This window comes from Parabacteroides caeci, from assembly GCF_023656795.1.
In the GTDB taxonomy this organism is placed as follows: domain Bacteria; phylum Bacteroidota; class Bacteroidia; order Bacteroidales; family Tannerellaceae; genus Parabacteroides; species Parabacteroides segnis.
Map to the genome: position 1 here is coordinate 26,582 of NZ_JAMOKT010000053.1, position 25,212 is coordinate 51,793.

Below are 25,212 nucleotides of genomic sequence, written 5' to 3' on the forward strand. Positions count from 1 at the left end.
TGTGCACTAATTCAAATTTTCAGCGACACATGCAGTTTTTCTATTGTTAAGTACATTTTATGCTAATGAAGAATTTTATATAATAATTCCTTGAGTAGATCAGCATCAGATGCGGAAGAATTATCTACCCCTTTCGATCTGGCATCGGTAGTCCGGATATCACTTATCAGATTAAAAACTTTCATAGCCGGATAATTTCTCAATCCGGTCATATAATCTTTTACCTGAAAAGTTCCTCTTAATCCTAAGGCTGTCATCAATCCGGTTTCCGATCTGTCTTTCGTATAATAACAAATCAACAGGTTGGAAAAATAATTAAAAATTACAGGAAGAGTCATCTGTATAGGATTACTCTTGGGGTTCTTTTCAAAGTACTGGGCAATCCGGTTTGCTTTTAAAACATCCTTTACAGCAAGTGCTTTTATTAACTCAAAGTTATTGTATTCTTTACTGATTCCTATATTCTGTTCTATCAGTTCCGGAGTGACGCGTTTTGGAGCCTTTTCAGGCAAAATCAACGCCAGCTTGTCCAATTCCTTACTTAGACGGCTTAAATCGTTTCCAAGGAAGTCTGAGAGCATTTGAGCGGCCTTCTGATCGATTCCTATGGAACGTTGCTGCATAAATGAGACGATAAACCCCGGCATTTTATAATCCGGAATCTTTTTCGATTCGAATAGAATCCCGTTCTTTTCGGTTGCAGCGGCCAATGTTTTCCGCCTGTCCAGATTCTTATACTTATAGTTAACAACCAGCACAGTCGACTTAAGCGGATTTTTCACATAGTTGGTCAGCAATTCTATATCACGGACCAACTGGGCTTCCCGCACAACCACCAATTGATATTCCGACATCATCGGAAACCGGCGAGCTGCATTTATAATCATAGCCGCATCCGTATCCGCCCCATACATAATCATCTGATTAAAGTCGCGCTCGGATTCAGCAAGCACATTTTCAATAAGCAGGTCTGTAATCCGGTCCATAAAGAAAGGCTCTTCACCCATTAATATATAAACGGGCTGGAACTTCTTGGCCACGATATCCCGGCATATTTCTTCAAACGTATTTTCTTTTTTTGCCATAATAAAGACTTAATTATTACCAACTAAAACGGATGTGGCGTACCGTTTTCTTCTCATCTATGATCTGATGGAGTGCTTCAATACCCAATTTCACATGTTCCGGAGCAAAGCTACGGGTAACGATACGGTCGCTGGCTTCTGTTTTTACACCGTCTTCCTCCATCGGCTTATCCGAGATCATCAGTAAAGCACCGGTCGGAATCTTGTTTGCAAAGCCGGCAGTGAGTAATGTGGCGGTCTCCATATCTATGCCGGTCGCATGTGTCCGCTTCAGATAATCTTTGAATGCCGTATCATATTCCCAGACACGCCGATTGGTTGTATAAATCGTCCCGGTCCAGTAATCTTTTCCCTGGTCGCGGACGGCAGAAGAGATGGCACGTAACATGGAAAAAGCGGGAAGCGACGGCACCTCCGGCGGCAGATATTCATTGGAAGTTCCTTCTCCGCGGATCGCTGCAATTGGAAGAACATAGTCTCCCAGATTATTAGCCGTTTTCAATCCTCCGCATTTTCCCAGAAACAGCACAGCCTTGGGGGTAACAGCCGATAAAAGATCCATGATCGTTGCAGCATTCGCACTTCCCATCCCAAAATTAATGATAGTAATACCTTCGGCCGAAGCATTCGGCATCGAGCTTTTCAGTCCAAGTATAGGAACATTAAAATTCTCGGCAAATAGTTCTACGTATTTGGTAAAGTTCGTGAGTAGTATATACTTATCAAAATCTTCCAGCTTACGTTCCGTATAACGAGGTAGCCAATTTTCAACGATTTCTTGTTTTGTTTTCATAAATCATTACCTTTGAGGGTATAATTATTGTGTATAATATAAACGACAAATATAATAAATGCTGTCATTAAACTTACCAACATTCGCTGCGAAAGTAAAGGAAAAAGACGGGAAACACACTATATTCGATCCCGTACGCCGCAAATATGTTGCACTGACTCCTGAAGAATGGGTCCGCCAACACTTTGTAAATTACTTGATTACGCATAAAGGATATCCCAAAGAACTATTGGCAAATGAAGTTCCATTAAAATTAAACGGAACATCCAAACGATGCGATTCAGTCGCATACAACCGCTTTTTAGCCCCTTTAATGATCGTAGAGTACAAAGCCCCCTCCATTGAGATAACGAGTGCTGTATTCGACCAGATAGTACGTTACAACATGGTGCTGCATGTACGTTACCTCGCAGTCAGCAACGGCATCAGCCATTTCTGCTGTAAAATAGACTACGAAAATCTCACTTATTCTTTTCTGGAAGGTATCCCTGAATATAAAGAGCTGGAATGAGAAAAACAGATAAGAAGAGACAATAGCTTTATTCTTATTTACCTGAAAACAGACAGATAAACAAGTATTACATTTTTTACACAAAGCATCTCCCCTTATCCTTCAACGTATGGTTGCCGGACAAGGGTTCGTCAGCCCAACCAGTGACTGTAATTCCTTATCAAAAATTTAGTTTGAAATATATGAGGCATCATGCAGACCTTATATTCAGTTGTTCCTTCCTGTTCCCCCGCAAAAACAGAATCAGAAGCAACCGGAATTAATCGGGTCGCATTATCAGTTTGAAAAAACTTGCTTATTTCACCTGTGACAACAGGTAAACACAAAAAAGCCAACACTCCCAGGAGCATTGTCATCCAAAATTCAGAAGTATATATAGTAATAAACTGGTATAGCATTTCCGTATGTTAACAATTATACGGAACAAACATAGCAATATTTATTTAATAAACAAACATTTACAGAATAAATATTGCTATTAGGAGTATTTTTTATAACACAGAAGCGGTTCTGTTATGATAGATAGCGATAGAATCGATTCTCGGCGTATCCGCTTTATGGATATACACTGAATTATCAATCCCATGGATCGGCTGGCTGATTTCTTCTTTCTCATTGAAAAGAAGAGAATAACCCAGTATGACTGCAAAAAAAGATAAAATCAACGGCTTCATAATCTTGCTCAATTTTTATGTCTCTATTAGCTAAGATGTAATAAGAACGAAAAATGCTGCATGATATTACATAGGAAAGTACATTTTATTCGTTTTTCTATAGAAAATTTGTTGAAATTCAGGTTTCAGAACTATATAATAAATTGGGTATATGTATTTTATATAGCTTTTTAATAAATAGAACAGAAAAGAAAAAAGGGAAGAAAACTTTAATTTTCCTCCCTTTCCATTATTTAGATCTATAATCGACCTTTCAATTATGCACCGAAGTCATCGAAATGTAACATTTCACGAGGTACACCCAGATTGTCAAGCATATTTTCTACAGCTTTCGACATCGGGCCCGGACCACACATGTAGTATTCGATATCTTCCGGAGCTTCGTGATCCTTCAGATAAGTATCGTAAATTACCTGATGAACAAAACCGGCTGTATATTTTACTCCGGCTGCATCAGCAGCTGGATCAGGACGGTCAAGCGCCAAGTGGAATGTGAAATTCGGGAATTCCTTTTCTATTTCCAGGAAGTCCTCCAGATAGAACACTTCGTTCAAAGCACGTGCACCATAGAAATAAGACATCTTACGATCTGTAGTCTTCAGTGTCTTAGTCATGTGCATAATCTGAGCACGCAACGGAGCCATACCGGCACCACCACCGACCCACATCATTTCCCTCTTAGAGTCGAAGATCGGATGGAAATCACCGTAAGGACCGCTCATTGTTACCTTGTCACCCGGTTTCAGGGTAAAGATATAAGAAGAAGCGATACCCGGCATTACATCCTGGAATCCAGGACCCTGTTCTCTCGGTTTGAAAGGAGGAGTAGCGATACGTACAGTCAACATAATACGGTCGCCTTCAGCAGGATAGTTAGCCATTGAGTAAGCACGGATAGTCGGTTCGGTGTTCTGGCACTTCAAGCCGAACAAACCGAAGTTCTTCCATGCCGGCAGGTAACCTTCACCGATCAAGTCTTTATCGATATCCTTGTCATAATCCATAGTATATGCAGGAATCTTGATCTGTGCATAAGAACCCGGAACGAAATCCATGTGTTCACCCTTAGGCAATGCCACGATAAACTCTTTGATAAAAGTAGCCACGTTCTTGTTGCTGATTACTTCGCATTCCCATTCTTTTACACCGAATACTTCATCAGGAACTTTGATTTTGATATCTTCTTTTATCTTCGTCTGACATCCCAGTCTCCAATGATCCTTGATCTGCTTACGGGAAAAGAAACCAACTTCCGTAGGAAGAATGTTTCCGCCACCTTCCGGCACCTGGCAACGACACTGTCCGCAGCTACCGCTACCACCACAAGCAGATGACAGGAAAATACCTTCGCTCTGAAGTGTATTCAATACGGTTCCCCCGATAGGAACGTCGTATTCCTTCTCTCCGTTAACAACCATCCTCACATTGCCCGATGGTATTAATTTTGCTTTCGCAAATAAAAGCGCACCTACAAGGATCAGTGTAATCACCAGGAATACAACCGCTCCCACTGCAATGGTAAGTCCGCCCGACATTAATATAATCATCTTTATTTTTGTTTAATGCGTTAATACTTAGATCTTAAGTCCGGAGAAGCACATAAATGCCATACCCATCAGACCGGTAATGATAAAGGTGATACCCAGACCTTTCAAAGGCTTTGGAATATCTGAATAAGCTAATTTTTCGCGGATTGCAGCCATACCAACGATAGCCAGCATCCAACCGATACCAGAACCCAAACCGTATACAGTAGCAACCCCTACATTAGAGAATGCTTTCTGCTGCATAAACAGAGATCCACCCAAAATCGCACAGTTCACAGCGATCAGCGGCAAGAAGATACCCAGAGAAGCATACAGGGCCGGAGCAAACTTTTCTACTACCATTTCAACCAACTGCGTAAATGAAGCGATGATGGCAATGAAAATGATCAGCGAAAGGAAACTCAGGTTCACACCTGCATATTCAGCGCCCAACCAACTCATGGCGCCTTCTTTCAAAATATAATTTTCGAGCATATAGTTGATCGGTAACGTACATACCAGGATGAACGTTACAGCCATACCCAATCCTAAAGCAGTCTTTACGTTCTTGGAAACAGCCAGGAAAGAACACATACCCAGATAGTATGCGAAAATCATGTTGTCTACGAAGATCGAGCGGACAAACGTGCTTAAATATTCTTCCATTCTATTATTCGTTTAATAGTTTGCATTAATTTTCTTGAAGTTCTTTGTTCTTTGAACGGTGAACCCATATAATCACGGCGATTACGATCAAAGCCATCGGAGGCAGGATCATCAAACCGTTGTTTACATAGCCGAAGTCGTAGAAAGCCTGCGGAATCACCTGGAATCCAAGTAGCGTACCTGAACCCAGCAATTCGCGGAAGAAACCTACGATCACCAGAATCAAACCATATCCAAGACCATTACCGATACCGTCCAGGAAAGATTCCCACGGACCGTTACCCAGGGCGAATGCTTCCAGACGTCCCATCAGGATACAGTTGGTAATGATCAGACCAACGAACACAGAAAGCTGCTTATTTACATCATAGGCAAATGCTTTCAATACTTCACTTACGATAGTTACCAGCGCAGCAACAACAACCAACTGTACGATAATACGGATACGGTTAGGAATTGTATTACGCAGTAACGAAATAATCACGTTGGCAAAAGCCACAACAGCCGTCACGGAAATACCCATAACAATAGACGGCTCAAGTTTAGATGTTACAGCCAGTGCAGAACAAATACCCAACATCTGAACGATAACAGGGTTGTTTTTGCTCAACGGGCCTAACAGTACTTCTTTATTTTTACTTGACATTAATCCCATCTTTTACTGATTTTGCGAGGTTAAAAACTTAACATAACCACTCAGGCTATTAAATAACATATGGTCAACCCCCTGACTTGTGATCGTACCACCTGAAATACCGTCCACATAATCCTGTCCGGCAACGCTTTTACCCGGCTTAACTACAGCTATGGATTTGAAAGATCCGTCCATAAACAGCTTCTTACCTTTAAACTCGTTACTAAATGCAGGTTTTGCGATCTCAGCACCCAAACCTGGAGTTTCCCCCTGATGGCTGAAGTCTGCACCAAAAACAGTATTCTTATCCGAATCTACGGAAATATACCCCCATAACGGACCCCAAAGACCCGCTCCGGACAAAGCCATGATATATTTTGTTTCACCATTAACATTTGCCACATATACTGGGTGTTGATCGGCTGTTGCAGTAAAAGCATCCCCTTCAACTTTCTCTCCGTTTTCATTAACAAGGAAAGCTTCCTTGATCAATTCTCCATATTTCACTTTAGCCTCGTTAGCCGGAACCGAAACATTGATAGAACGCAAGATCTGCTGTCTCTTATCATTATCTTCATTTTCTTTCTGGAAACTTCTCAGTGACTGTGAAGTGAAAGCCAACACAACCGCTACCAGAAGAACCATTACAGATGCATATATTATAGTATATGCATTACTATCTCTGTTCATACCACCTTTCTTTTCTGGTTTGATCTCTTCAAAATCTGAAGAAGGGGCTGCACATAAAGGGCATACATCCGGAGCTTTGTCTCCTTCGTGGATATAACCGCAAACTTTACATTTATATTTTTTAGTTGCCATACTCCTTCTTATTTATTCAGTTTTACACGATTGATTCTTCTGTTAATGTTTGCTTCAACTACATAATAGTCAATCAGCGGAGCAAATACGTTCATCAACAGGATAGCAAGCATCATACCTTCAGGATAACCCGGGTTCAACGCACGGATAATGATAGCCATAGCACCTACAAGGAAACCATAGATATATTTACCAGTTTCAGTACGGGCAGATGTTACAGGGTCTGTAGCCATAAACACGGCACCGAAGGCAAAACCACCTAAGAACAAATGATCCAGAGGAGATACACACATAGCAACCGTTGTTCCGATCATATTGAAAATGGCAGCCATAAACGCACCACCCACAAATACGGAAACCATTGTCTTCCAGCTGGCAATGCCGGTGTACAGCAATATCACAGCACCGATCAGGATAGCCAGTACGGAAGTTTCACCGATAGAACCCGGAATCAATCCCAGGAACATATCCCAGGTTGAAATCGGCTGACCTAATACGTCAACTGCCTGGAACGAACCGATCATTTCTTTACCGGCGATAGCAACCTGTCCCAGCGGTGTTGCACCAGAGAAACCGTCAACTACCTGTCCGGCACCCATACCGAATGTATCGGCAGTGCGAACGAATACCTGGTCGCCAGACATGGCAGCCGGATATGCAAAGAACAGGAATGCACGGGTAACCAATGCAACGTTAAACACGTTGTAACCTGTACCACCAAATACTTCCTTGGCAAAAACAACTGCAAAAGCCGTAGCCACAGCAATCATCCACAGCGGAGTATCGATGGGAACAATCATCGGAATCAATATACCGGAAACCAGGAAACCTTCCTGAATTTCTTCTTTTTTCACCTGGGCAACAGCAAACTCGATACCCAGACCAACTACATACGAAACAATAATCTTAGGCAGTACGGCCAGGAAACCGAAGATGAAGGTCATCAAAAATCCCGGATCAGTACCAACAGCCAAATTGTGTTGATAGCCGACGTTGTACATACCAAAAAGCAAAGCAGGCAACAAAGCGATAATAACCACAGTCATAGTACGCTTAGAATCGATATAGTCGTGAATATGCACGCCTGATTTCGAAGTGGTGCTCGGAACAAATAAGAATGTTTCAACACCTTCGAATACAGAACGGAACATCGCCAGCTTTCCGCCTTCCTCAAAGTTAGGCTTAATCTTGTCGAGGTAATTCCTTAACGCTTTCAATGTATTCTAATTTTTTATGTTATTAATTCATTTCCTTGTATAACAGATCCAATCCCTGACGTACGATCTTCTGGATCTCGATCTTGGAAGTGTCAACAAATTCGCAAAGTGCAAAATCTTCCGGAGCAACTTCATAAATACCCAGATTTTCCATTTTATCAATATCGAAAGCGATAATAGCTTTCAACAGGTATTCAGGATAAATGCTCATCGGGAACACTTTTTCATATTCATTCGACATGATCATGGCACGTTTGCCACCCTTGATACGGGCATCAATTACATACTCTTTGCTTTTAGGAGCCAGCCATGTAAAGAAAGAGTGACTTACACTGTATTTTCCAAACCCGGGAGTTGCCCAACCAAAGAAGTCGTAAGTTTTATCTCCTTCCGGAATCACAGTGATCTGGTTATCATAAGCACCCAGATAATCGTCCTTACGAACTTTAGTACCGGTCAGCACGTTACCGCTGATTATACGGAGGTCTTCCTTGCCTTCCAGGATCTTTCCTGAAACAAGACTGTTGATCGTACAACCGGAAATAGTCTTGATATAACCTCTTTCTGTTGTTTCAGAACCGGTTAATACGACTAAACGGCTAAAATCAGCCACGCCTTTATTGAACAGGCGACCAATAACGATCACATCTGCCGGGTTTACCACCCAAACAACTTCCGACTTGTTGATAGGCTTGATATGATTGATCTGCACACCTACGTTTCCAGCAGGATGCGGACCTTCAAACTCAACTGTTTCAACACCTTTCACATTCACGGAAGAACCATTTCTGACACCGACATACACTTTACCTTTGGTAAGTTTTGCCAATGCATCCAACCCAGTCTGGAAATCAGCTTCCTGTCCTTTCAGAATGAAATCGAAATTCGGAGCCAACGGTGCAGAATAGAAAGCCGACACAAAAATGTCGCGCGGTTCATCTGACGGCGTAGCTACGATATCGTACGGACGCTGTTTGATAAAAGGCCACATACCACCATTGAGCAGGGCTTCTTTTACCTCTTCACTCTTCAGTGAAGACACATTTTTCTTGCCGAAATCTTCATATTCGATCTGCGTATCCGGCTTAACAACGATGCTAAGCACTTTACGCTTCTCTCCTCGGTTTACGGCAGTTACTTCGCCACTCACGGGCGAAACAAACTTGATCTCCGGGCGGTTCTTATCGATCATCAATACAGAACCGGCTTTGACTTTTTCTCCTACTTTGGCAACAACTTTGGGGGTAATACCGTTATAATAGTCGGGAACGATAGCATAGCTATCACTTTTCCCGGCGTTTAGCAGTACTTCCGAAGCTTTACCCTTCAGATTAATGTCTAAACCCTTTTTAATCTTAATCACATTTGCCATGATACAACTAAAATTGTTTATATGTAATTTTCCCGCAAAAGTACATAAATTTTTATGCTTTAAAGCAGGATTAAAGAAATAATTAGAGAAATAATTCCATAATTTTGTACCGTCAAAGAAAGATATATGAAAATGAGAGTGTATTGTTTACTATTTTTGTTGTTTTGTGCCGCTACAATGCAGGCCAATGCTCAGCAAACGTACTTTACCGACGTTAACAGCAAGCTGATAAAAACCCTTCAGGTGAAGGTGGCCGGAGAGTTTATTTCCGAGCCTTATATCGAACTGAACGGAGATCAACAGATCCAGATCAACTTCGATGCGTTGGAACAGGGAGGCGTGCGCTATTCCTATTCTATCATTCATTGTGATGCCAACTGGCAGAGGTCCATCCTCTCTCCCATTCAGTATATGAGTGGTTTTCAAGGATTAACGATAGATGACTTCGCCAATTCCATTAACACCACAACGCAGTATACAAACTACAATCTGCTGCTTCCGAATGAGGACATCCAGTTCAAAGTTTCGGGAAATTATGCCGTGCAGATCTACAACGAAGACATCCCCGACCAGATAGTCCTTACCGCTTGTTTTTCGGTTGTGGAACCGATGGTCGGCATTTCAGCCTCCGTTAGCGGAAATACGGATATCGATACGAACCAGACTCACCAACAGGTAAGTTTCACGGTCAATAACAAAAACTTCCCGATACCTTATCCGCAAACAGACCTGAAAATATATGTCTATCAGGATAACCGGCGCGATAATGCCGTATCAGGGCTTCAACCGACGACTATTCTTGAAAATCAGATTGGTTACACAAACAACCGCAGTCTGATCTTCTCTGCCGGAAATGAATACCGTCGCATGGAATTTTTGAGTACGAAATATAACGGGATGCACATAGAAAGCATTTCGTACCACAATCCTTATTATAATGTAGAACTGATGACCGACCACAAGCGCAGCGACCAGACCTATCAGTATGATCAGGATCAGGACGGCCGTTTCTTTATCCGTTGCAGCAGTTGTGACGACCCAGATACGGAAGCGGATTACTGTATCGTGCATTTCGCTTTGGCTTGCGATCCGTTCCTTGACGGAAATGTCTATCTGAACGGCGAACTGTTCCACAATGTCCTCGATGAAAAGAGTAAAATGGGATATAACTTTGAAACCCACCAATACGAAAAAGTAGTACTCCTGAAACAAGGAAGCTATAATTATCAATACCTATTCGTACCCAACGGCAGCACAGTCGGAGAAACCGGCCCGATAGAAGGTAATTATTACCAGGCGGAAAACGAATACACCATTTACGTCTATTACCGTCCTATGGGAACGCAATATGACCGTTTAATCGGAGTCACAAGTGTTAAAAACGCAATGCAGGTATTTTAAAACCTGCATTGCATTCTTATTTTTCCTTCTTCCGTTCATAATTTATCCCAGCTTTCCTTGCCTGTGAGTGTTGAAACTGACGGGCAATTTTATATTCGCAACCTTCTTTCAGCAAATACGAACCGGTTTGCTTAAACCAGAAACCGACATCTGCCTCCATACATTGCCGGCGGATATCCAGCACCCAGTCATAATTGCATATACGGGCCTCTTTACCGGATTCCCCGCCGGCCACCACCTGTTCCACCCAATCTCCCAGTTCACCCCTGAAATCAATGGGACCGAGAAGCGGTTCGCAAATAATGATTTTATGTTTTATCGGAGCTGCTTTATAGATAGGCAGGCGATAATCTATCCGGTCCTGATTTTCCATGGTACAACAAATAGTTACATGGTCATAGCCATCTCCCCAGTCATCCGGAAGACATTCATGCAACCGGTCGATCCGTTTGGTAATAAACAGAAAATCAAGATCCCGTCGCGTCCGTATCATTTCCCAGGCTTCGGCACGCCATTCATCCGCATCTTCAATCAGAAAATCGGAAGTAAAGCAGGTATAAACAAGGTTTCCCGAAGGAATCTTATAGGTCTTATTCTTTTTCTGCTGCAAAGGCAAATCAAACTTTTCCGTCTTTGCGATGACAGAACTGTCTTTACCATATTTACCGTCGGTACGATAAACATAGCAATGCCGGCACCCTTCACTCAATTTGTGACAGCCGTGCCAGGGATTCCATATAGATGCTTTTTGGCTCATCCTATCCTTTTTATACCTTAATAAAATCAGCACGAAAGTACTATATTTTACGTCCTCTGCCAACAAGAAACAAATAAATACCACACTTAATTGACAGACAAGGACTTCACTGGATTCTCGTTTGCCGTCCGCCAGGTTTGCAGGGTAACAACAAAAACCGTTAGTAGCAGGATAGAGAAAAACGATACTACATAAACCATCCAGTCTAGCGGTACTTTATATGCAAAATTCTTCAACCATTCGCCTGCCAAATAGACGGATACAGGTACAGAGATAACAAAACTCACGATCAACACCATCAGATACGTCCTGTTAAACCGGTATAAAACATCTTTTACGGTCGCACCGAGTACTTTCCGTATCGCAATCTCCCTACGCCGATATTGTGTTTCAAATAATACCAATCCCAAAATACCCGACAAAGAGATCAGGACAGAGGCAAGACATGAAGCGGAAACAATCCGTCCGGTATGTATTTCATCCCGGTAAAGTTGCCTGATAATCGTTTCATAATACTCTATTTCAACAGGATAAGCAGGATCGATCTCTTTAAATGTTTGCCGTATATGCTCTGTCGCCTTTTCCATATCCGCCCCTTGCCTTATCTTTATACAGGCAACCGGCATGCCGGCATTCTTTTCATTAATGACGAAAGCCAACGGGTAAGCACCGGTCCGCAAAGAATTTATCTTCAATTCATCTGTAATACCGATAACAATCCCTTTATCCTTCCAGTAGGTAATGAGCCTGTCCCCGACCTCCAGTCCGTATTCTTCTTTCGCTTTCCGGTTAAAGACGAATAATAAATCCTTTGACTGCCGGTCTTCCCGGCGGGGACACCTTCCTTCCATTACTGGGATATCCATCACCGACAGGAAGTTGGGCGAAACATTCAAATAATGAAAATACATCATTTCGTTATTCTTTTCTGCACCGCCGCCCCGGTATAACTCTTCTGCACCGACCTTTGCGGAAGAGAATGCGACATCTTCAATACCGGAATATTTCTTCAATTCATTCGTAAACAGGTCGATCTTCCCGACCGTTTTCCCATTCAGCACAACTACTGCAATACGGTTTTTACCATATCCGAATGAACGGGATTCCATATATCTGTTCTGCTGATAGATCACAAATGCCAGAATAACCAAAGTAAAAGAAATTACATATTGGATACCTATAAGCATTTTCCTTAATGCCAAACCTTTGGGAGACAATCCATAAGAGCCTTTCAATGCCATCTGCATGGAAATGGAAGTGGCGCTAACAGCCGGATAGATACCCGCAATCAATCCTACCGCCAAAGACAAAGAAACCAGCCGCAAGAGAACCGGTATATCAAGAGACAAGTTCAACAATACAGCCGGCAGACAAGCCACCAGCGAAATCACAACGGATTCAAACAGTTGGGCGCAGCGTAGCCTAGCAACCGATGCGCCGGCAATCTTCCGGATATTGATGCTTTTAATCCGGTAAGGTATAAGGGCCACCGAATAGTTGATATAATTGATCATCGCAATCAACGCCACCAGAAAAGCCACCATCAGCATCCGGTTCATGTTTTCTTTCTTTCCTGATTTGATAAACTTCATCTGGGAAGTGACCGGCTCATAATAAATATCCGCCAGGTTCGTCAGCTTGACTTCCGCTTCTTTATAGTCCGGTGCATCTTCCACATTGAAACAACGGGCAAAAGCGGAACATATCTCCTTCTTATCCGCTCCCTGAGTGACAAGGATATAACAGACATAGGTATAATCATCCCATGATTCATACTGGTAAGAGGGACTAACTGTCGTATAAACAGCATTTGCCAACTGACTATTTTCCGGAAAATCTTTATAGACACCTCCTACGGTCAATGATTTCCTGTCTTTCGTCCAGATATTTCCTTCTGCCGTCAATTGTTTTCCGACAACCGAAATACTCCCGAATATCCTGCGGGCCAGACTTTCAGGTATCAGGCACATCTCCGGTTGCTTCAAACAATCGGGAGTCCCCTCGCGGAAAACAAAATCAAATATCCCGGTGATATCCGGAGAGCAAGTTTGTACCGTTTCTTTGAAACCTGTCTGATTTCCGTTGACATCGGTTGTAAAATAACATTCTCCGATAAAGGGGTTGATCAACGTACTTTTCTGTATATAAGGAGAAGTAGACACAAAAGCATCGATCAGCAATCTGGAATGTACGGACCATACAGATGCAGGGGTTTTACAGTCTATCCTGTAAATATGATCCACTTGGGGATGGAACCGGTCAAATTTATTGGCAAAATCAACCTGTGCATAAATCGTTGCAAAAACGATATAGGCAATCGCCAATCCCATAATATTCAGTATGGCTGCTGTTTTATTGAATCGCAGTGCGGAAATAAAATTCCTGTATATGGCATGCATAATAAATTGTTTTAGTTTGTATTTCAGGTAATAAAGCAACTAGATGTATCCACCGGATACACCAAACGTTTCCCCTGCCAGACAGCAGGGATTCAAATTTTTCCTGAAACAGATTTAATTAAGCATGCAGCAAAGGGTGAAGCAGGAATACCGCTTCTGCCAAAGGAATATTTTATATCGTAAGAAGACTTTTTCCTGATCAAAAAGTTTGTGCAGGCACAGTCTGCTTGAAAGACTGACAATTAATAATACAGCCGGGATCAACAACAGAATGAACCAGTCAAGACTATTAAATAATGCGGGGACCGGTTGGATATCACGAATCAGAAAAACAGCAGGCTGAATTGCTTGTTCCCGAAAATCTGAAAGATTAACCTCCAGAGGGTTTTGAACATACGATGCCTTCTTCTCTGCAATGATTTGCAGCGTTACAAAAGAGAAAAGGCATAGTAACAACACTTTCAGGAGTTTCATATTGTTATTGTATTCAATATTGAAAAGGTGAACTCACAATCTGTAATTCAATTAACAGATAAGACAAATATACAAAATATACATCAATGTATAATGCAACAATGTATAATGCAACAATGTATAATGCAACAATGTATAATGCAACAATGTATAATGCAACAATGTATATTTTTTGCAGAATAGCCATTTTAATGGAACACGGACGACACGGAACACGCGGAGAATCACAGAAAAATAACATCATCCGGTTCTTTATTATTTCGTTCATACAATATGTTTTAGGGATAAAAAAAGTATCTTTGTACATAAGTAATACATAAAACTCAATAGTATGGAAACGATTCTTTTGTCAACAGTGGATAATAATGTTCAGGCTAGCCTGTTACAAAGCGCGTTAAGAAATGAAGGTATAGAATCTTTTCTCAGGAACGAACATCTTTCTACGGTATTCGGGAATATTCCGGGATTCCAGATCGAGATCTATGTTTTTGAGAGTGATTACGAAAAAGCGAAAGAAGTCTTGAAGAATGGATTTCCGGAACTTGTGGGAGATGAATAAACAGTATCTTTGTACTTCAGCTATAACGGCGATACTGATTGCTATTTTATTGACGATCGTGCAGGTCGTTCCTGAAAAACCATTGCTGCTATCGGAACGGCTTATGCCATCTGCAGGATGGATACAGGTTGGTATCGCCATTATTTACGGGGCACTGCTCAGTTATAAAATGCAGGATCGGAAAGAACGTCCCAAATGGCGAGTCCGGGCCTGGTTGCTTTTTTCTATTGTTTTCTTCGGGCAGTTACTTTTAGGCGTAACTGTCGATTCTGTCTTTCTGATGACCGGAAAGCTGCATTTACCCGTTCCGGCAATCATACTGGCCGGCCCGATTTACCGGTTGGAGGGATTGTTTATGCCGATACTTTTCCTGAGTACATTGCTGCTTTCGGGACCAGCCTGGTGCAGCCAGCTTTGTTATTTCGGGGCATTTGATGCATGGAGCGCAAAAGGGAAGACAGAAAAGAATGTTTTTCGCTATCATAAGCAATTGCGTTACAGTGTATTTTTTCTGGTAATAGCAGGGGCCATTGCATTACGGTTATCCGGGGCAAGCGGATGGATGGCAACGGTTGCCGGACTGATTGTCGGGATTATCGGACTGGGTATCATGTTGATACTATCGCGCCGGAAGAAAAAGATGATCCATTGCAGTAGTTATTGTCCGATAGGAACACTGGTGTCTTTTATGAAATACCTCTCTCCTTTCCGGGTAAAACTCAATACAGACTGTACACACTGCATGGCTTGTCTGAAATCATGTAAATATGATGCGTTGCACAAAGAAAATATAGAGAAAGGAAAAATCGGTTACACCTGTACTTATTGCGGCGACTGCCTCTCCGCCTGTAAACATGGAGGACTGGAATATCGTTTCTTCAGATTGCGTCCGGCTACTGCCGAACGCCTTTGGATTATTATTACAGTCGTTTTACACACCTGTTTTCTGATGATTGCACGTATCTGACTGGTAAACAGGATTCCCCGCCACATAAGTGGCAACTATATTACGGTCATCCCCCAACGTCTGAATACCGAACAATTTATTTTCAAGATTCCATTTCCCCTTACGTTCAAGATATTCTTTCCGCATTTGCTGGGAAGGAGTAGCCGTAGAATCAACTACAATAAAATCAGCATCTCTGCCCTGGTCGAAACTGCCTATCTTATCATCCAGTTTCAAGGCTTTAGCCGTACCGCGCGTACATTTATATAATGATTCGAATACAGACATGGGATACCCGTTCAGTTGTTGTACCTTATAGGACTCTCCCATGGTCCGGAATAAAGAGAAAGATGTGCCGGCACCAACGTCTGTAGCCAGTGTCGTTTGGATATTGATCCGGTTGGCCTGTTGCATATCGAACAGGCCGCTTCCCAGAAACAAGTTTGACGTGGGGCAATGGGCTATTACCGCTCCAGCCTCGGCCATTCGGCGACATTCCGAATCGGATAGATGAATGCAATGGCCGAATATGGAACGTTCGGTAACTAATCCTGCCCGTTCATAAACTTCCAGATAGTCCGAACATTCCGGAGACAATTCAAGGGCTGAATCTATTTCATTCCGGTTTTCCGACAAATGCGTTTGAATGTAAGTATCGGGATATTCTTCATGCAAACGGGCGGCACTAATCAATTGACCATGAGTGGAAGTAATAGAAAAACGGGGAGTAATCACATAAAGATTACGTCCTTTTTTATGCCAGGCTTCGATCAGCTCCCGACTATCAGCCTCCCCGCTTTCTTCAGTATCCATCAAAGACTGCGGTGCGTTACGGTTCATCAGGACCTTACCGGTCAGCATTTGCATGTTATATTCGGAAGCTACCGAAAAGAGAGCATTAACAGATTCTTTATGAACCGTTGCATAAGCCATACAGGTCGTAGTGCCGTTGCGAAAAAGTTCATTTACAAAGAAACGGGCTACCCGTCCGGCATATTCAGAATCTCCAAAAGCTTCTTCCGTGGGATACGTATATTCGTTCAGCCAATCGAGCAGCTGTTTGCCATACATACCTATCATTTCCGACTGAGGATAATGGATATGTGAATCGATCAGGCCGGGCATCAGTAATTTCCCGGAATAATCAGTAACGAATGCCTCCGGATAATGCTCTTTTATATTTTCATAAGCTCCGGCTTCTATGATTTTTCCTCGATAGACCACCAATGCTCCGTCGGGATAATAACTATAAGATTCATCAAACTTCAGGGGAGAATCCTTAAAATAAAAGACTTCACCTTTATACAAATATACCGTTTCATCCATCTTCATTCTTTACTTTTATCAAATCAACAGATAATATAACAATGTAACATCAAAGGTAAGAAAATTGTTAGAATCCGACTAAAAGCAGAAACAACTACATTAAAAATAATAATCTGATACATCAAAGAGAAATCGTTCTGCTTCTTTCTTGCCATAAAAAAGTAACCCTTTATTTTCAAGTATCTCCACTTGTTCTGACAAACTGAAAGATTTCTTGTTGTATATGTTTGCAGCCATAAATCTATAAACTCAAAGACCTCCCGGGTGCGCTGATCTTTGAGAAGCGTGGGAGGTCTATCGTTTGTAAAAAAGGCTGTTTCTTAGCAAAATCGCGACAATTCTTAATATTAATTTGTAACTTTACACACGGATTTGGCTATAACCATCTCCAGAGATTTGAAATATAGAACAGAAAACTTTGTCTCTCTAAAAGACTATAAAGCAATAAATATCAATTGAGAATATTATGAAGAATGTCATATTATATATAGCAGTAAGTCTTGATGGGTATATAGCTGATTGCCAAAAATCTGTAAATTGGATAAAAGGGCAAGATGATTCTGTAGAAATGCAGGACACATATTCGACTTTTTTTACCACTGTGGATACTATAATAATGGGTAAAACCACTTATGACCAAATAATAACAGAGCTATCTCCCGATAAATGGCCTTATTTGGGTGCCAAAACTTATGTTTTTACTCATAAGCAAATAACTAATACAGAGGATATAATATTTACAAGTGATAATCCCTGTCAACTTGTTAAAACAATTAAACAAGAAGAAGGGAAAAATATTTGGGTTTGTGGAGGAGCTGATATTATAAATCAACTGCTTAAAGAAGATTTAATAGATACCTTTCAAATCTCAATTATACCGACAGTTCTTGGGGGAGGTATAAGATTATTTGAGGAAACCAATACGATGATAAATTTGAGATTAGTGAATACTGTAAAATACAACGGAGTGATAGAGGCTATTTACAAACGAAGATAAATATAATGCCTCTAAGTCCCTCGTACTCGAAATTTCCATACCTGACTTTGAGCTGCTTGATATATCTCACAACTATGACGTGATAAAAGAACTATCATACTATCATATTTTGTATAATACACATATAATCAATATGTTACTCTATGATAGTTCCTGTTTTCAACTATCATTTACCTATCATGCAACTATCATAGTCTTGTCCTGAAACCCAATATATGCTTCTTATTTTACTGAAGTATATGACTTATTTTCAGGGGAGTAGTTACTTATGTTGTTCGAGACCCGGGTGTCGACAATGTTGAGACCCGGGTCTGGGCACAGTCAACATCCGGGTGTAAAACAGGCTGAAAAGGGCATCTTGAGAACAAAAAGTATGTGTTCCTGTGAAATTAGTCTATATATTCTCGCAAAACATATAGAAGGGAAAGCGATATATAAGTGCAATTATATCCTATTTATAAAGCCTTTTTTAGGTCCTAAACAAGGTCTGTTTAGTTAAAATTTAGTCCAAATGATGGTTTTATGACAGTATTATGATAGTTAAAAATGGCAACTGTCATAAAATAACATATTGATTATATGTGCATTATATAAAAATATGATAGTATGACAGTACATTTGATGAAACATTATTATGAAGTTCCAATCTGGAGAGGAAGCCGGGAGGGGGATTGTTAAAGCTAGTCAATAAAACAAGCCTTATTACAGGTTCATTTGCCGTCTGCTTCAGCTGACGGATTGGTAAATTATCTATTTCTCCAGACTTTAGTCACATTTATTACTAATCTCTATCTAAGAAAAATGTGGCTGAAGCCAAAAGAAAGAAACTACTTTAAACCGTCAGCTGAAGCAGACGGCAAATAAACCTGGTAATAGTCAAGTAACTCTGATTATGGCGGTTGCATAACAGGAGCTATTGTTATTAATAACTCCCGTTTCTTTTATTTTCAGTTTCTTACCAGCAAGGCATCCGCCACTTCTCCCGCTATTTCATCATCCCGTAAAACTTTCAATAAGGATAATCCAAATTCGAATACAAAACCGGGGCCCTGGCAAGTTATGATATTTCCATCTTGCTCAACACCATTATCGGTAGGGATGGCTCCTATCATAGTCGGTTCGAAGTTCGGAAAACAAGTGGCCTTACGTCCTTTCAATAATCCTAAGCCGCCTAAAACCATAGGTCCTGCACAGATTGCTCCCAGAATTATATTTTCTTTATTCTTTTCCAGTATAAGTTCTTTTAGGCGGGTACAAGTATTCAGATGATTACTTCCTGGAATACCTCCCGGGAGAATTAAAGCATCTGCTACACTAAAGTCGGCCTCTTCAAACAGGTAATCTGCTATCACCGGGATATTATGCGCCCCCATTACCCGGGTTTCACCGTTAATCGAGATGGTAGAGACTCTGACACCTCCCCTACGTAAAATATCGGCTGTGCCTAACGCCTCTATTTCTTCAAATCCTGTAGCCAGGAATATAAACGCTTGCTTCATATTATATTATTTTTTATTGAGATAATACTTGATCTTATATTTCAACAATGGAATATCTACGGGTTTCACCAGATAATCATTAAACCGGCAACATTTCGCTTTCTCTTTTTCTTCATCAAATGCAAATGCAGAAAGAGCCAAAACAGGAACATCCGAAGATAATTCACGTATTTTACAAGTGGCGGCGTAACCGTCCATCACCGGCATTTTTATATCCATCAAAATAATATCCGGCTTGTAATCCTTAAACTGCTGTACGGCAATCTGTCCGTTTTCTGCATAAATCAGACGATAATGTTGCTTTAAGACTGCTTGCAGCAAAAGATAATTTTCCAACACATCTTCTGCAATCAAGATTGTATATTGCCCTGGTAAAGCATCCGGAATGATCTCCATAGGAATTTCATTGCCTGCTTCTTTCTTTTCAGACTCTTCCGGAACAACTAATGGCAGCGTAAACCAGAATGTAGACCCTTTGCCCAATTCCGACCGAAGACCTATCTCTCCACCTAACTTTTCTATGATCATCTTACAGATAGACAGTCCCAAGCCGGTCCCTTGCCTGAAATCATCCAATTTCACAAACCGCTCGAATACAGATGCCTGCTTCTCCTTATCGATGCCAATCCCGGTATCAGTGACAGATACCCGGACAAAATCTCCTTCTATCTCATACGACAAAGAGACAAATCCCAGGTTCGTACATTTTATAGCATTGGATAAAAGATTCAGCAATACCTGTTCAATACGCTGCGTATCTGTCCGTAACCTGACAGAAGGCAACATATCCCCATTATACAGCAATGCCACATCCGAAGTCATTTTCAACGATTGTGAAATATAAACCTCCTGGCATACATCTTTCAGATCCACCCACGACATATTATAATTCAACGTCCCGGATTCTATCTTTGCAAAATCCAGAATATCGTTGATCAATTGAAGCAACAGGTCACTGTTATTATTAATAATTGTAAGATACTCCTGTTGCTCACTGGCATTATCCGTTTCGGTAATCAACCGGGAGAAGCCTACTATCGCGTTCAATGGCGTACGGATCTCATGGCTCATATTAGCGATAAAGGCATTCTTCATTTTATCCGCCTCCTGGGCCTTGATCAGATCCAGTTCATTTTGCCGCTGTTCCGTAATATCCCAAAGCATAGCCAATAACAAAGGAGAAGCTCCCGGGTCCGGGTTGGTTATCAATAAACGGATGATGTTCACAATACGGATTTCCCCATTCGGTTTCTCATATTCAACCACCGATTTATGGATTCGTCCGTGGTTGATCGTTGAATAATCTTCCGTACGGATTTCATGTGCCCTTCTCGGATCAGAAAACAAATCAAAGTCTGTCTTACCTAACACCTCGGAAGATTTAACCCCCATAAAGTCTTCGGCCGCCTGATTGAAGTAAATATATTTAAAACTGTCGAAAACATCTTTTACGGCTATAACGACAAAGATATTTGACAGAATAGTATTCATTAAGATATTCAGGAAATTAATTTTACGCTGGTTAAGAAGATTTTCGCTCATTTTCTCTATCTCGGCATTCTTCATGACTGATGCTGCCAAATCTGTCTCCAACACTTTAATGCGCTGGATCAGTTCTTCTTTTGAAAGGTTTTCGTACATGTTCATATATTAGAAATCAAGGTTTATAATTGTAACTTACTGTTGGAGGCAAATGTAAAGATATTTTTTCAGGAACCTTAGAAAATCAACATTTAATTTACCTGTTTTTATAATTTTGAGCAAAAATGCTGCATCTAATCAAAATAAAAGATACATTTGCAGTCTAATTTCATGAATTAAACACAATATAATACGAAAAAGCTATGATGTATTGGCAGAAAGATATTGAGACGATGAGTCGTGAAGAACTGAATAAACTACAGTTGGAACGACTGAAACAAACAATAGAATTAGCCGGACACTCTCCTTTCTACAGCAAAGTTCTTAAAGATAACGGCATAACGGCAGACAGCATCCAGTCATTGAATGATCTGCAAAAAATTCCGTTCACAACGAAAGACGACCTGCGTAATAATTATCCGTTCGGAATGGCAGCTATTCCCATCAAGGATTGCGTAAGAGTACATTCTTCCAGCGGTACAACCGGAAATCCTACCGTCGTATTACATTCGGCAAAGGACCTGGACCAATGGGCCAATCAGGTGGCACGCTGCATGTATATGGTCGGTTTACGTGATACAGACGTTTTCCAGAACACCTCCGGATATGGTATGTTCACCGGTGGTTTGGGATTTCAATATGGCGCAGAAAGACTTGGAGCATTAACTGTTCCTGCCGCCGCCGGTAATTCCAAACGCCAGATCAAATTTATTACTGATTTTGGAACGACCTGCCTGCATATTATTCCCAGCTATGCCACTCGCCTGGCTGAAGTAATGTATGAAATGGGACTGGATCCGCGCAAAGACACCAAACTGCACACGGTTTGTATCGGTGCCGAGCCTCATTCGGAAGAACAACGCAAACGCATCGAACAACTGTTGGGTGTAAAAGCATATAACTGTTTCGGTATGTCTGAAATGAATGGCCCCGGTGTTGCATTCGAATGTACGGAACAAAACGGATTGCATATCTGGGAAGATTATACGATTGTGGAGATTGTAGATCCCCAGACATTACAGCCCGTTCCGGAAGGGGAAGTAGGCGAACTGGTATTAACGACAATCAATCGTGAAGCCATGCCGCTGTTACGTTACCGTACCCGTGACCTGACCTGCATTATCCCAGGTGAATGTCCTTGCGGAAGAACGCATAAACGTCTGGCCCGCTTCAAAGGACGCAGTGACGATATGATCATCCTGAAAGGTGTGAATCTCTTCCCGATCCAGATCGAAAAGATTTTAATGCAGTTCAAAGAACTGGGAAGTAACTATCTGATCACTCTCGAAACAGTTAACAACAGTGACGAAATGCTGATCGAAGTAGAACTGAGCGACCTGTTTACCGACGATTACAGCGTCTTGCAACGTCTTGCAAAAGACATTACCCGACAGCTGAAAGATGAATTGCTGTTGACCCCGCGTCTGAAACTGGTAGCCAAAGGCTCATTGCCCGTTCAGGACGGTAAAGCCGTAAGAGTAAAAGACTTGCGTAAGTTCTGTTAAAACAATTGTTCAACAAATAAAAGATACAGCTATGACAGTAAATCAAATTTCTATTTTCCTGGAGAATAAATATGGAAAGCTAAGTGAAATCCTGGCTCTGCTTGCTGAAGAAAATATACGGATCATTGCTGCTACTGTTGCGGATACGTCTGAATATGGTATTCTGCGTATTATTGTAAGCGATCCGCAGAAAGCATACAAGATATTGAAAAGCAACAATGTAAGTGCAAATCTGACAGACGTGCTGGCTATCGTGACTAACTCTTGTGCCGGAAGTTTTGCACAGGCATTGACACATTTTACAAAAGCCGGTCTAAGCATAGAATATATGTATTGTTTTTCACTGAATGACAAATCGATCCTTATTCTTCGTACTAATAACCGGGAAGCAGCCCGTGAAGTAATCCGTCGTCAGAATCTGGAATGCATTTGCGAAAGCGACTTGATGAAATTATAATATTATTTATCGTGGGGAGGTTTACAACAGCCTCTCCACCCTAAAAACAAATAACAAATGTTCGGAATAGAAGATCCCGGTATCTGGTTAGCCTACCTGTTAGCCTTTGTGTGTTTAATTTTTTCTTTATGGTTCGGAATTACCAATTGGAATAAAGGAGATAAAGAGAGTGATAACCCTAAACAACCTGATAAATGAGTACCCTTACCCTTGGAATTGTTGTTATCCTTTATATGTTTGTCATTGCCTGGTTAGGGTATATCGGATATAAACAGACAAAAAATGCCAGTGATTATCTGCTAGGAGGAAGAAAAGTCAATCCTATCATCATGGCCCTCTCCTATGGAGCTACATTTATTTCTGCATCGGCTATCGTGGGTTTTGGCGGTGTCGCAGCTACTTTCGGTATGGGTATCCAGTGGCTATGTCTGCTGAATATGTTTATGGGAGTGGTGGTAGCCTTTATCTTCTTCGGTAGAGGAACGCGTAAATTAGGAGAACAGCATAATGCGCGTACATTTCCACAATTATTGGGAATGCACTATAAATCGCGTAGTATACAGATATTTATAGCTACTATCATTTTTATAGGAATGCCATTGTATGCGGCCGTTGTCATGAAAGGAGGCGCTGTTTTCATCGAACAGATGTTCCATATCGACCTGCATCTGGCTTTATTGATATTTACTTTGATTGTGGCTGCTTATGTAATTACCGGTGGTATAAAAGGCGTTTTATATACAGATGCCTTACAGGCTGTGATTATGTTCGGCTGTATGTTATTCCTTTTATTCTGGTTTTACAAAGTCATGGACATGGGCTTCATTGAAGCGAACCAGAAATTGACGGAGATTGCCCCGCTTGTTCCCGACCGTTTCAAAGAGTTGGGACACCAGGGATGGACGGCGATGCCGGTCACCGGTTCTCCCCAATGGTACACCTTGGTTACATCGCTTATCTTAGGTGTCGGAATAGGTTGCTTGGCACAACCTCAGTTAGTTGTACGTTTCATGATGGTGGAGAGTACCAAACAGCTGAATCGCGGAGTGCTTATCGGTTGCGTGTTCCTGATTATAACCGTAGGAGCCATTTACCATGTCGGAGCATTGTCGAATCTATTCTTTATGAAGACAGAAGGAGTTGTCGCTTCGGAAGCCATCAAAGATATGGATAAAATTATCCCGTTGTTTATTGACCGTGCAATGCCGGAATGGTTTAGTGCCGTCTTCATGCTTTGTATCCTGTCGGCCAGTATGTCCACATTGAGTGCACAGTTCCATACGATGGGAGCTGCATTCGGGGCGGATGCATTTCCGAACCTGGGACGCCGTAAAAATACAAACTCAACGATGGGAGTCCGTATCGGAGTTTTATGTTCTATCCTGTTGAGTTATATTATCTGCTATACGTTGAGTGCCGGTATTATAGCCAGAGGGACGGCCTTATTTATGGGTATTTGTGCAGTCACATTCCTCCCCGCCTATTTCTGTGCATTGTATTGGAAAAAGGCGACAAAGCAAGGAGCTTTAGCCAGTCTCTGGACGGGAGCATTGGCAAGTATGTTTGCCATGCTGTTTCTCCATAAGGCAGAAGCCAGCGCGGTTGGTCTGTGTAAAACATTGACGGGAAAAGATGTGCTGATCGATACATACCCCTGGTTTGCGATAGATCCTATTCTATTTGCTCTCCCGTTGTCTGTTATTGCTATTGTCGTTGTCAGCCTGATGACGCAGGAAAAGACTAATAAGATATAATATGGAATACATTAGTATTTATTGCATGTTAGAAAACATATATTAGCATTTTAACTATTGCTACTTATGAAAAGACAGGGCGACCGCACCAAAATTCCTCTAAAAAGTTTATCATTGCAAAATGAATACCTCTAATTATTTTTCAGAAGTGACAGATCCTCGTGTAACAGGTCGCTGTCTACATTTGTTGTCAGATA

General features: G+C 41.4%; 23 protein-coding genes. 9 read left to right on the top strand and 14 right to left on the bottom strand.

What is annotated here, in order from left to right:
* Window positions 1-62: 62 nt before the first annotated feature.
* Both holA and NBH15_RS21850 read right to left on the bottom strand, forming a co-directional pair.
* A complete protein-coding gene (gene holA, locus NBH15_RS21845; protein WP_128135385.1) occupies window positions 63-1,085 on the bottom strand; it encodes a DNA polymerase III subunit delta in 1,023 nt (340 codons plus the stop codon).
* Between the two features lie 16 nt (window positions 1,086-1,101).
* Complete coding sequence (locus NBH15_RS21850; RefSeq protein WP_007656836.1) at window positions 1,102-1,878, bottom strand: AMP nucleosidase; 777 nt, start codon at window positions 1,876-1,878, stop codon at window positions 1,102-1,104.
* Between the two features lie 58 nt (window positions 1,879-1,936).
* Between NBH15_RS21850 and NBH15_RS21855 the strand changes: the two genes are divergently transcribed.
* Window positions 1,937-2,389, top strand: coding sequence for a type I restriction enzyme HsdR N-terminal domain-containing protein (locus NBH15_RS21855; protein ID WP_048315716.1), 453 nt, complete (start codon window positions 1,937-1,939; stop codon window positions 2,387-2,389).
* 491 nt (window positions 2,390-2,880) lie between these two features.
* Here NBH15_RS21855 and NBH15_RS21860 read toward each other — a convergent pair whose 3' ends face one another.
* The 7 genes from NBH15_RS21860 to NBH15_RS21890 all read right to left on the bottom strand — a co-directional run bounded on the left by NBH15_RS21860 (window position 2,881) and on the right by NBH15_RS21890 (window position 9,300).
* Window positions 2,881-3,063, bottom strand: a complete 183-nt coding sequence (locus NBH15_RS21860) for a hypothetical protein (RefSeq protein WP_007656839.1) — start codon at window positions 3,061-3,063, stop codon at window positions 2,881-2,883.
* A gap of 257 nt (window positions 3,064-3,320) precedes the next feature.
* Window positions 3,321-4,610, bottom strand: coding sequence for an NADH:ubiquinone reductase (Na(+)-transporting) subunit F (gene nqrF, locus NBH15_RS21865; RefSeq protein WP_007656840.1), 1,290 nt, complete (start codon window positions 4,608-4,610; stop codon window positions 3,321-3,323).
* Between the two features lie 27 nt (window positions 4,611-4,637).
* Complete coding sequence (gene nqrE / locus NBH15_RS21870; protein ID WP_028729401.1) at window positions 4,638-5,255, bottom strand: NADH:ubiquinone reductase (Na(+)-transporting) subunit E; 618 nt, start codon at window positions 5,253-5,255, stop codon at window positions 4,638-4,640.
* 25 nt (window positions 5,256-5,280) lie between these two features.
* On the bottom strand, window positions 5,281-5,910 hold the full coding sequence (locus NBH15_RS21875; RefSeq protein ID WP_044214429.1) for an NADH:ubiquinone reductase (Na(+)-transporting) subunit D: 630 nt from the start codon (window positions 5,908-5,910) through the stop codon (window positions 5,281-5,283).
* A 3-nt stretch (window positions 5,911-5,913) separates the two neighbouring features.
* Entirely contained in the window at window positions 5,914-6,711 is a 798-nt protein-coding gene (gene nqrC / locus NBH15_RS21880; protein ID WP_128135387.1) for an NADH:ubiquinone reductase (Na(+)-transporting) subunit C, read from the bottom strand.
* Window positions 6,712-6,719: 8 nt separating this feature from the next.
* Entirely contained in the window at window positions 6,720-7,928 is a 1,209-nt protein-coding gene (locus NBH15_RS21885) for an NADH:ubiquinone reductase (Na(+)-transporting) subunit B (RefSeq protein WP_128135388.1), read from the bottom strand.
* A gap of 22 nt (window positions 7,929-7,950) precedes the next feature.
* Window positions 7,951-9,300, bottom strand: a complete 1,350-nt coding sequence (locus NBH15_RS21890) for a Na(+)-translocating NADH-quinone reductase subunit A (protein WP_128135389.1) — start codon at window positions 9,298-9,300, stop codon at window positions 7,951-7,953.
* 132 nt (window positions 9,301-9,432) lie between these two features.
* Between NBH15_RS21890 and NBH15_RS21895 the strand changes: the two genes are divergently transcribed.
* Window positions 9,433-10,701: a type IX secretion system plug protein gene (locus NBH15_RS21895; RefSeq protein WP_350472290.1), complete on the top strand. Its 1,269-nt coding sequence runs from the start codon at window positions 9,433-9,435 to the stop codon at window positions 10,699-10,701.
* 16 nt (window positions 10,702-10,717) lie between these two features.
* On the opposite strand, the gene NBH15_RS21900 is transcribed toward NBH15_RS21895, so the two are convergent.
* Both NBH15_RS21900 and NBH15_RS21905 read right to left on the bottom strand, forming a co-directional pair.
* The gene (locus NBH15_RS21900; protein WP_128135390.1) at window positions 10,718-11,458 is read right to left on the bottom strand and encodes a DUF5131 family protein; all 741 of its coding nucleotides are present in this window, start codon (window positions 11,456-11,458) and stop codon (window positions 10,718-10,720) included.
* An 86-nt stretch (window positions 11,459-11,544) separates the two neighbouring features.
* Entirely contained in the window at window positions 11,545-13,857 is a 2,313-nt protein-coding gene (locus tag NBH15_RS21905; RefSeq protein WP_250823544.1) for an ABC transporter permease, read from the bottom strand.
* Window positions 13,858-14,662: 805 nt separating this feature from the next.
* Between NBH15_RS21905 and NBH15_RS21910 the strand changes: the two genes are divergently transcribed.
* Both NBH15_RS21910 and NBH15_RS21915 read left to right on the top strand, forming a co-directional pair.
* The gene (locus NBH15_RS21910; protein ID WP_250823545.1) at window positions 14,663-14,890 is read left to right on the top strand and encodes a putative signal transducing protein; all 228 of its coding nucleotides are present in this window, start codon (window positions 14,663-14,665) and stop codon (window positions 14,888-14,890) included.
* On the top strand, window positions 14,859-15,857 hold the full coding sequence (locus NBH15_RS21915; protein WP_250823546.1) for a 4Fe-4S binding protein: 999 nt from the start codon (window positions 14,859-14,861) through the stop codon (window positions 15,855-15,857). Before NBH15_RS21910 ends, NBH15_RS21915 begins: the two co-directional genes overlap by 32 nt.
* Here NBH15_RS21915 and guaD read toward each other — a convergent pair.
* The gene (gene guaD, locus NBH15_RS21920) at window positions 15,822-17,162 is read right to left on the bottom strand and encodes a guanine deaminase (RefSeq protein WP_250823547.1); all 1,341 of its coding nucleotides are present in this window, start codon (window positions 17,160-17,162) and stop codon (window positions 15,822-15,824) included. The genes NBH15_RS21915 and guaD overlap by 36 nt on opposite strands.
* Window positions 17,163-17,628: 466 nt before the next feature.
* On the opposite strand from guaD, the gene NBH15_RS21925 reads away from it, so the two are divergent.
* On the top strand, window positions 17,629-18,159 hold the full coding sequence (locus NBH15_RS21925; protein WP_128135394.1) for a dihydrofolate reductase family protein: 531 nt from the start codon (window positions 17,629-17,631) through the stop codon (window positions 18,157-18,159).
* A gap of 947 nt (window positions 18,160-19,106) precedes the next feature.
* On the opposite strand, the gene NBH15_RS21930 is transcribed toward NBH15_RS21925, so the two are convergent.
* Together NBH15_RS21930 and NBH15_RS21935 are read right to left on the bottom strand one after the other, a co-directional pair.
* A complete protein-coding gene (locus tag NBH15_RS21930; protein WP_128133559.1) occupies window positions 19,107-19,658 on the bottom strand; it encodes a DJ-1 family glyoxalase III in 552 nt (183 codons plus the stop codon).
* Between the two features lie 6 nt (window positions 19,659-19,664).
* The gene (locus NBH15_RS21935; RefSeq protein WP_250823548.1) at window positions 19,665-21,305 is read right to left on the bottom strand and encodes an ATP-binding protein; all 1,641 of its coding nucleotides are present in this window, start codon (window positions 21,303-21,305) and stop codon (window positions 19,665-19,667) included.
* A gap of 197 nt (window positions 21,306-21,502) precedes the next feature.
* On the opposite strand from NBH15_RS21935, the gene NBH15_RS21940 reads away from it, so the two are divergent.
* The 4 genes from NBH15_RS21940 to NBH15_RS21950 are packed head-to-tail and all read left to right on the top strand — an operon-like array spanning window position 21,503 to window position 25,015.
* The gene (locus tag NBH15_RS21940; protein WP_250823549.1) at window positions 21,503-22,804 is read left to right on the top strand and encodes a phenylacetate--CoA ligase family protein; all 1,302 of its coding nucleotides are present in this window, start codon (window positions 21,503-21,505) and stop codon (window positions 22,802-22,804) included.
* Between the two features lie 31 nt (window positions 22,805-22,835).
* A complete protein-coding gene (locus tag NBH15_RS21945; protein WP_007656879.1) occupies window positions 22,836-23,261 on the top strand; it encodes an ACT domain-containing protein in 426 nt (141 codons plus the stop codon).
* Window positions 23,262-23,318: 57 nt separating this feature from the next.
* Window positions 23,319-23,459 carry a symporter small accessory protein gene (locus tag NBH15_RS29410; protein WP_199676250.1) on the top strand — a complete coding sequence of 47 codons (141 nt, stop codon included), beginning with the start codon at window positions 23,319-23,321 and terminating at the stop codon, window positions 23,457-23,459.
* Window positions 23,456-25,015 carry a sodium:solute symporter family protein gene (locus NBH15_RS21950; RefSeq protein ID WP_128133561.1) on the top strand — a complete coding sequence of 520 codons (1,560 nt, stop codon included), beginning with the start codon at window positions 23,456-23,458 and terminating at the stop codon, window positions 25,013-25,015. The genes NBH15_RS29410 and NBH15_RS21950 overlap by 4 nt, the downstream gene beginning before the upstream one ends.
* Window positions 25,016-25,212 lie beyond the last annotated feature (197 nt).

Coding starts and splice junctions, on each gene's coding strand:
- NBH15_RS29410 (WP_199676250.1), top strand. CDS start 23,319: ATGTTCGGAATAGAAGATCCCGGTATCTGGTTAGCCTACCTGTTAGCC.
- nqrF (WP_007656840.1), bottom strand. CDS start 4,610: ATGATTATATTAATGTCGGGCGGACTTACCATTGCAGTGGGAGCGGTT.
- nqrC (WP_128135387.1), bottom strand. CDS start 6,711: ATGGCAACTAAAAAATATAAATGTAAAGTTTGCGGTTATATCCACGAA.
- NBH15_RS21940 (WP_250823549.1), top strand. CDS start 21,503: ATGATGTATTGGCAGAAAGATATTGAGACGATGAGTCGTGAAGAACTG.
- NBH15_RS21890 (WP_128135389.1), bottom strand. CDS start 9,300: ATGGCAAATGTGATTAAGATTAAAAAGGGTTTAGACATTAATCTGAAG.
- NBH15_RS21900 (WP_128135390.1), bottom strand. CDS start 11,458: ATGAGCCAAAAAGCATCTATATGGAATCCCTGGCACGGCTGTCACAAA.
- NBH15_RS21875 (WP_044214429.1), bottom strand. CDS start 5,910: ATGGGATTAATGTCAAGTAAAAATAAAGAAGTACTGTTAGGCCCGTTG.
- NBH15_RS21910 (WP_250823545.1), top strand. CDS start 14,663: ATGGAAACGATTCTTTTGTCAACAGTGGATAATAATGTTCAGGCTAGC.
- guaD (WP_250823547.1), bottom strand. CDS start 17,162: ATGGATGAAACGGTATATTTGTATAAAGGTGAAGTCTTTTATTTTAAG.
- NBH15_RS21930 (WP_128133559.1), bottom strand. CDS start 19,658: ATGAAGCAAGCGTTTATATTCCTGGCTACAGGATTTGAAGAAATAGAG.
- NBH15_RS21905 (WP_250823544.1), bottom strand. CDS start 13,857: ATGCATGCCATATACAGGAATTTTATTTCCGCACTGCGATTCAATAAA.
- nqrE (WP_028729401.1), bottom strand. CDS start 5,255: ATGGAAGAATATTTAAGCACGTTTGTCCGCTCGATCTTCGTAGACAAC.
- NBH15_RS21855 (WP_048315716.1), top strand. CDS start 1,937: ATGCTGTCATTAAACTTACCAACATTCGCTGCGAAAGTAAAGGAAAAA.
- NBH15_RS21860 (WP_007656839.1), bottom strand. CDS start 3,063: ATGAAGCCGTTGATTTTATCTTTTTTTGCAGTCATACTGGGTTATTCT.
- NBH15_RS21925 (WP_128135394.1), top strand. CDS start 17,629: ATGAAGAATGTCATATTATATATAGCAGTAAGTCTTGATGGGTATATA.
- NBH15_RS21895 (WP_350472290.1), top strand. CDS start 9,433: ATGAGAGTGTATTGTTTACTATTTTTGTTGTTTTGTGCCGCTACAATG.
- NBH15_RS21945 (WP_007656879.1), top strand. CDS start 22,836: ATGACAGTAAATCAAATTTCTATTTTCCTGGAGAATAAATATGGAAAG.
- NBH15_RS21950 (WP_128133561.1), top strand. CDS start 23,456: ATGAGTACCCTTACCCTTGGAATTGTTGTTATCCTTTATATGTTTGTC.
- holA (WP_128135385.1), bottom strand. CDS start 1,085: ATGGCAAAAAAAGAAAATACGTTTGAAGAAATATGCCGGGATATCGTG.
- NBH15_RS21850 (WP_007656836.1), bottom strand. CDS start 1,878: ATGAAAACAAAACAAGAAATCGTTGAAAATTGGCTACCTCGTTATACG.
- NBH15_RS21935 (WP_250823548.1), bottom strand. CDS start 21,305: ATGAACATGTACGAAAACCTTTCAAAAGAAGAACTGATCCAGCGCATT.
- NBH15_RS21915 (WP_250823546.1), top strand. CDS start 14,859: ATGGATTTCCGGAACTTGTGGGAGATGAATAAACAGTATCTTTGTACT.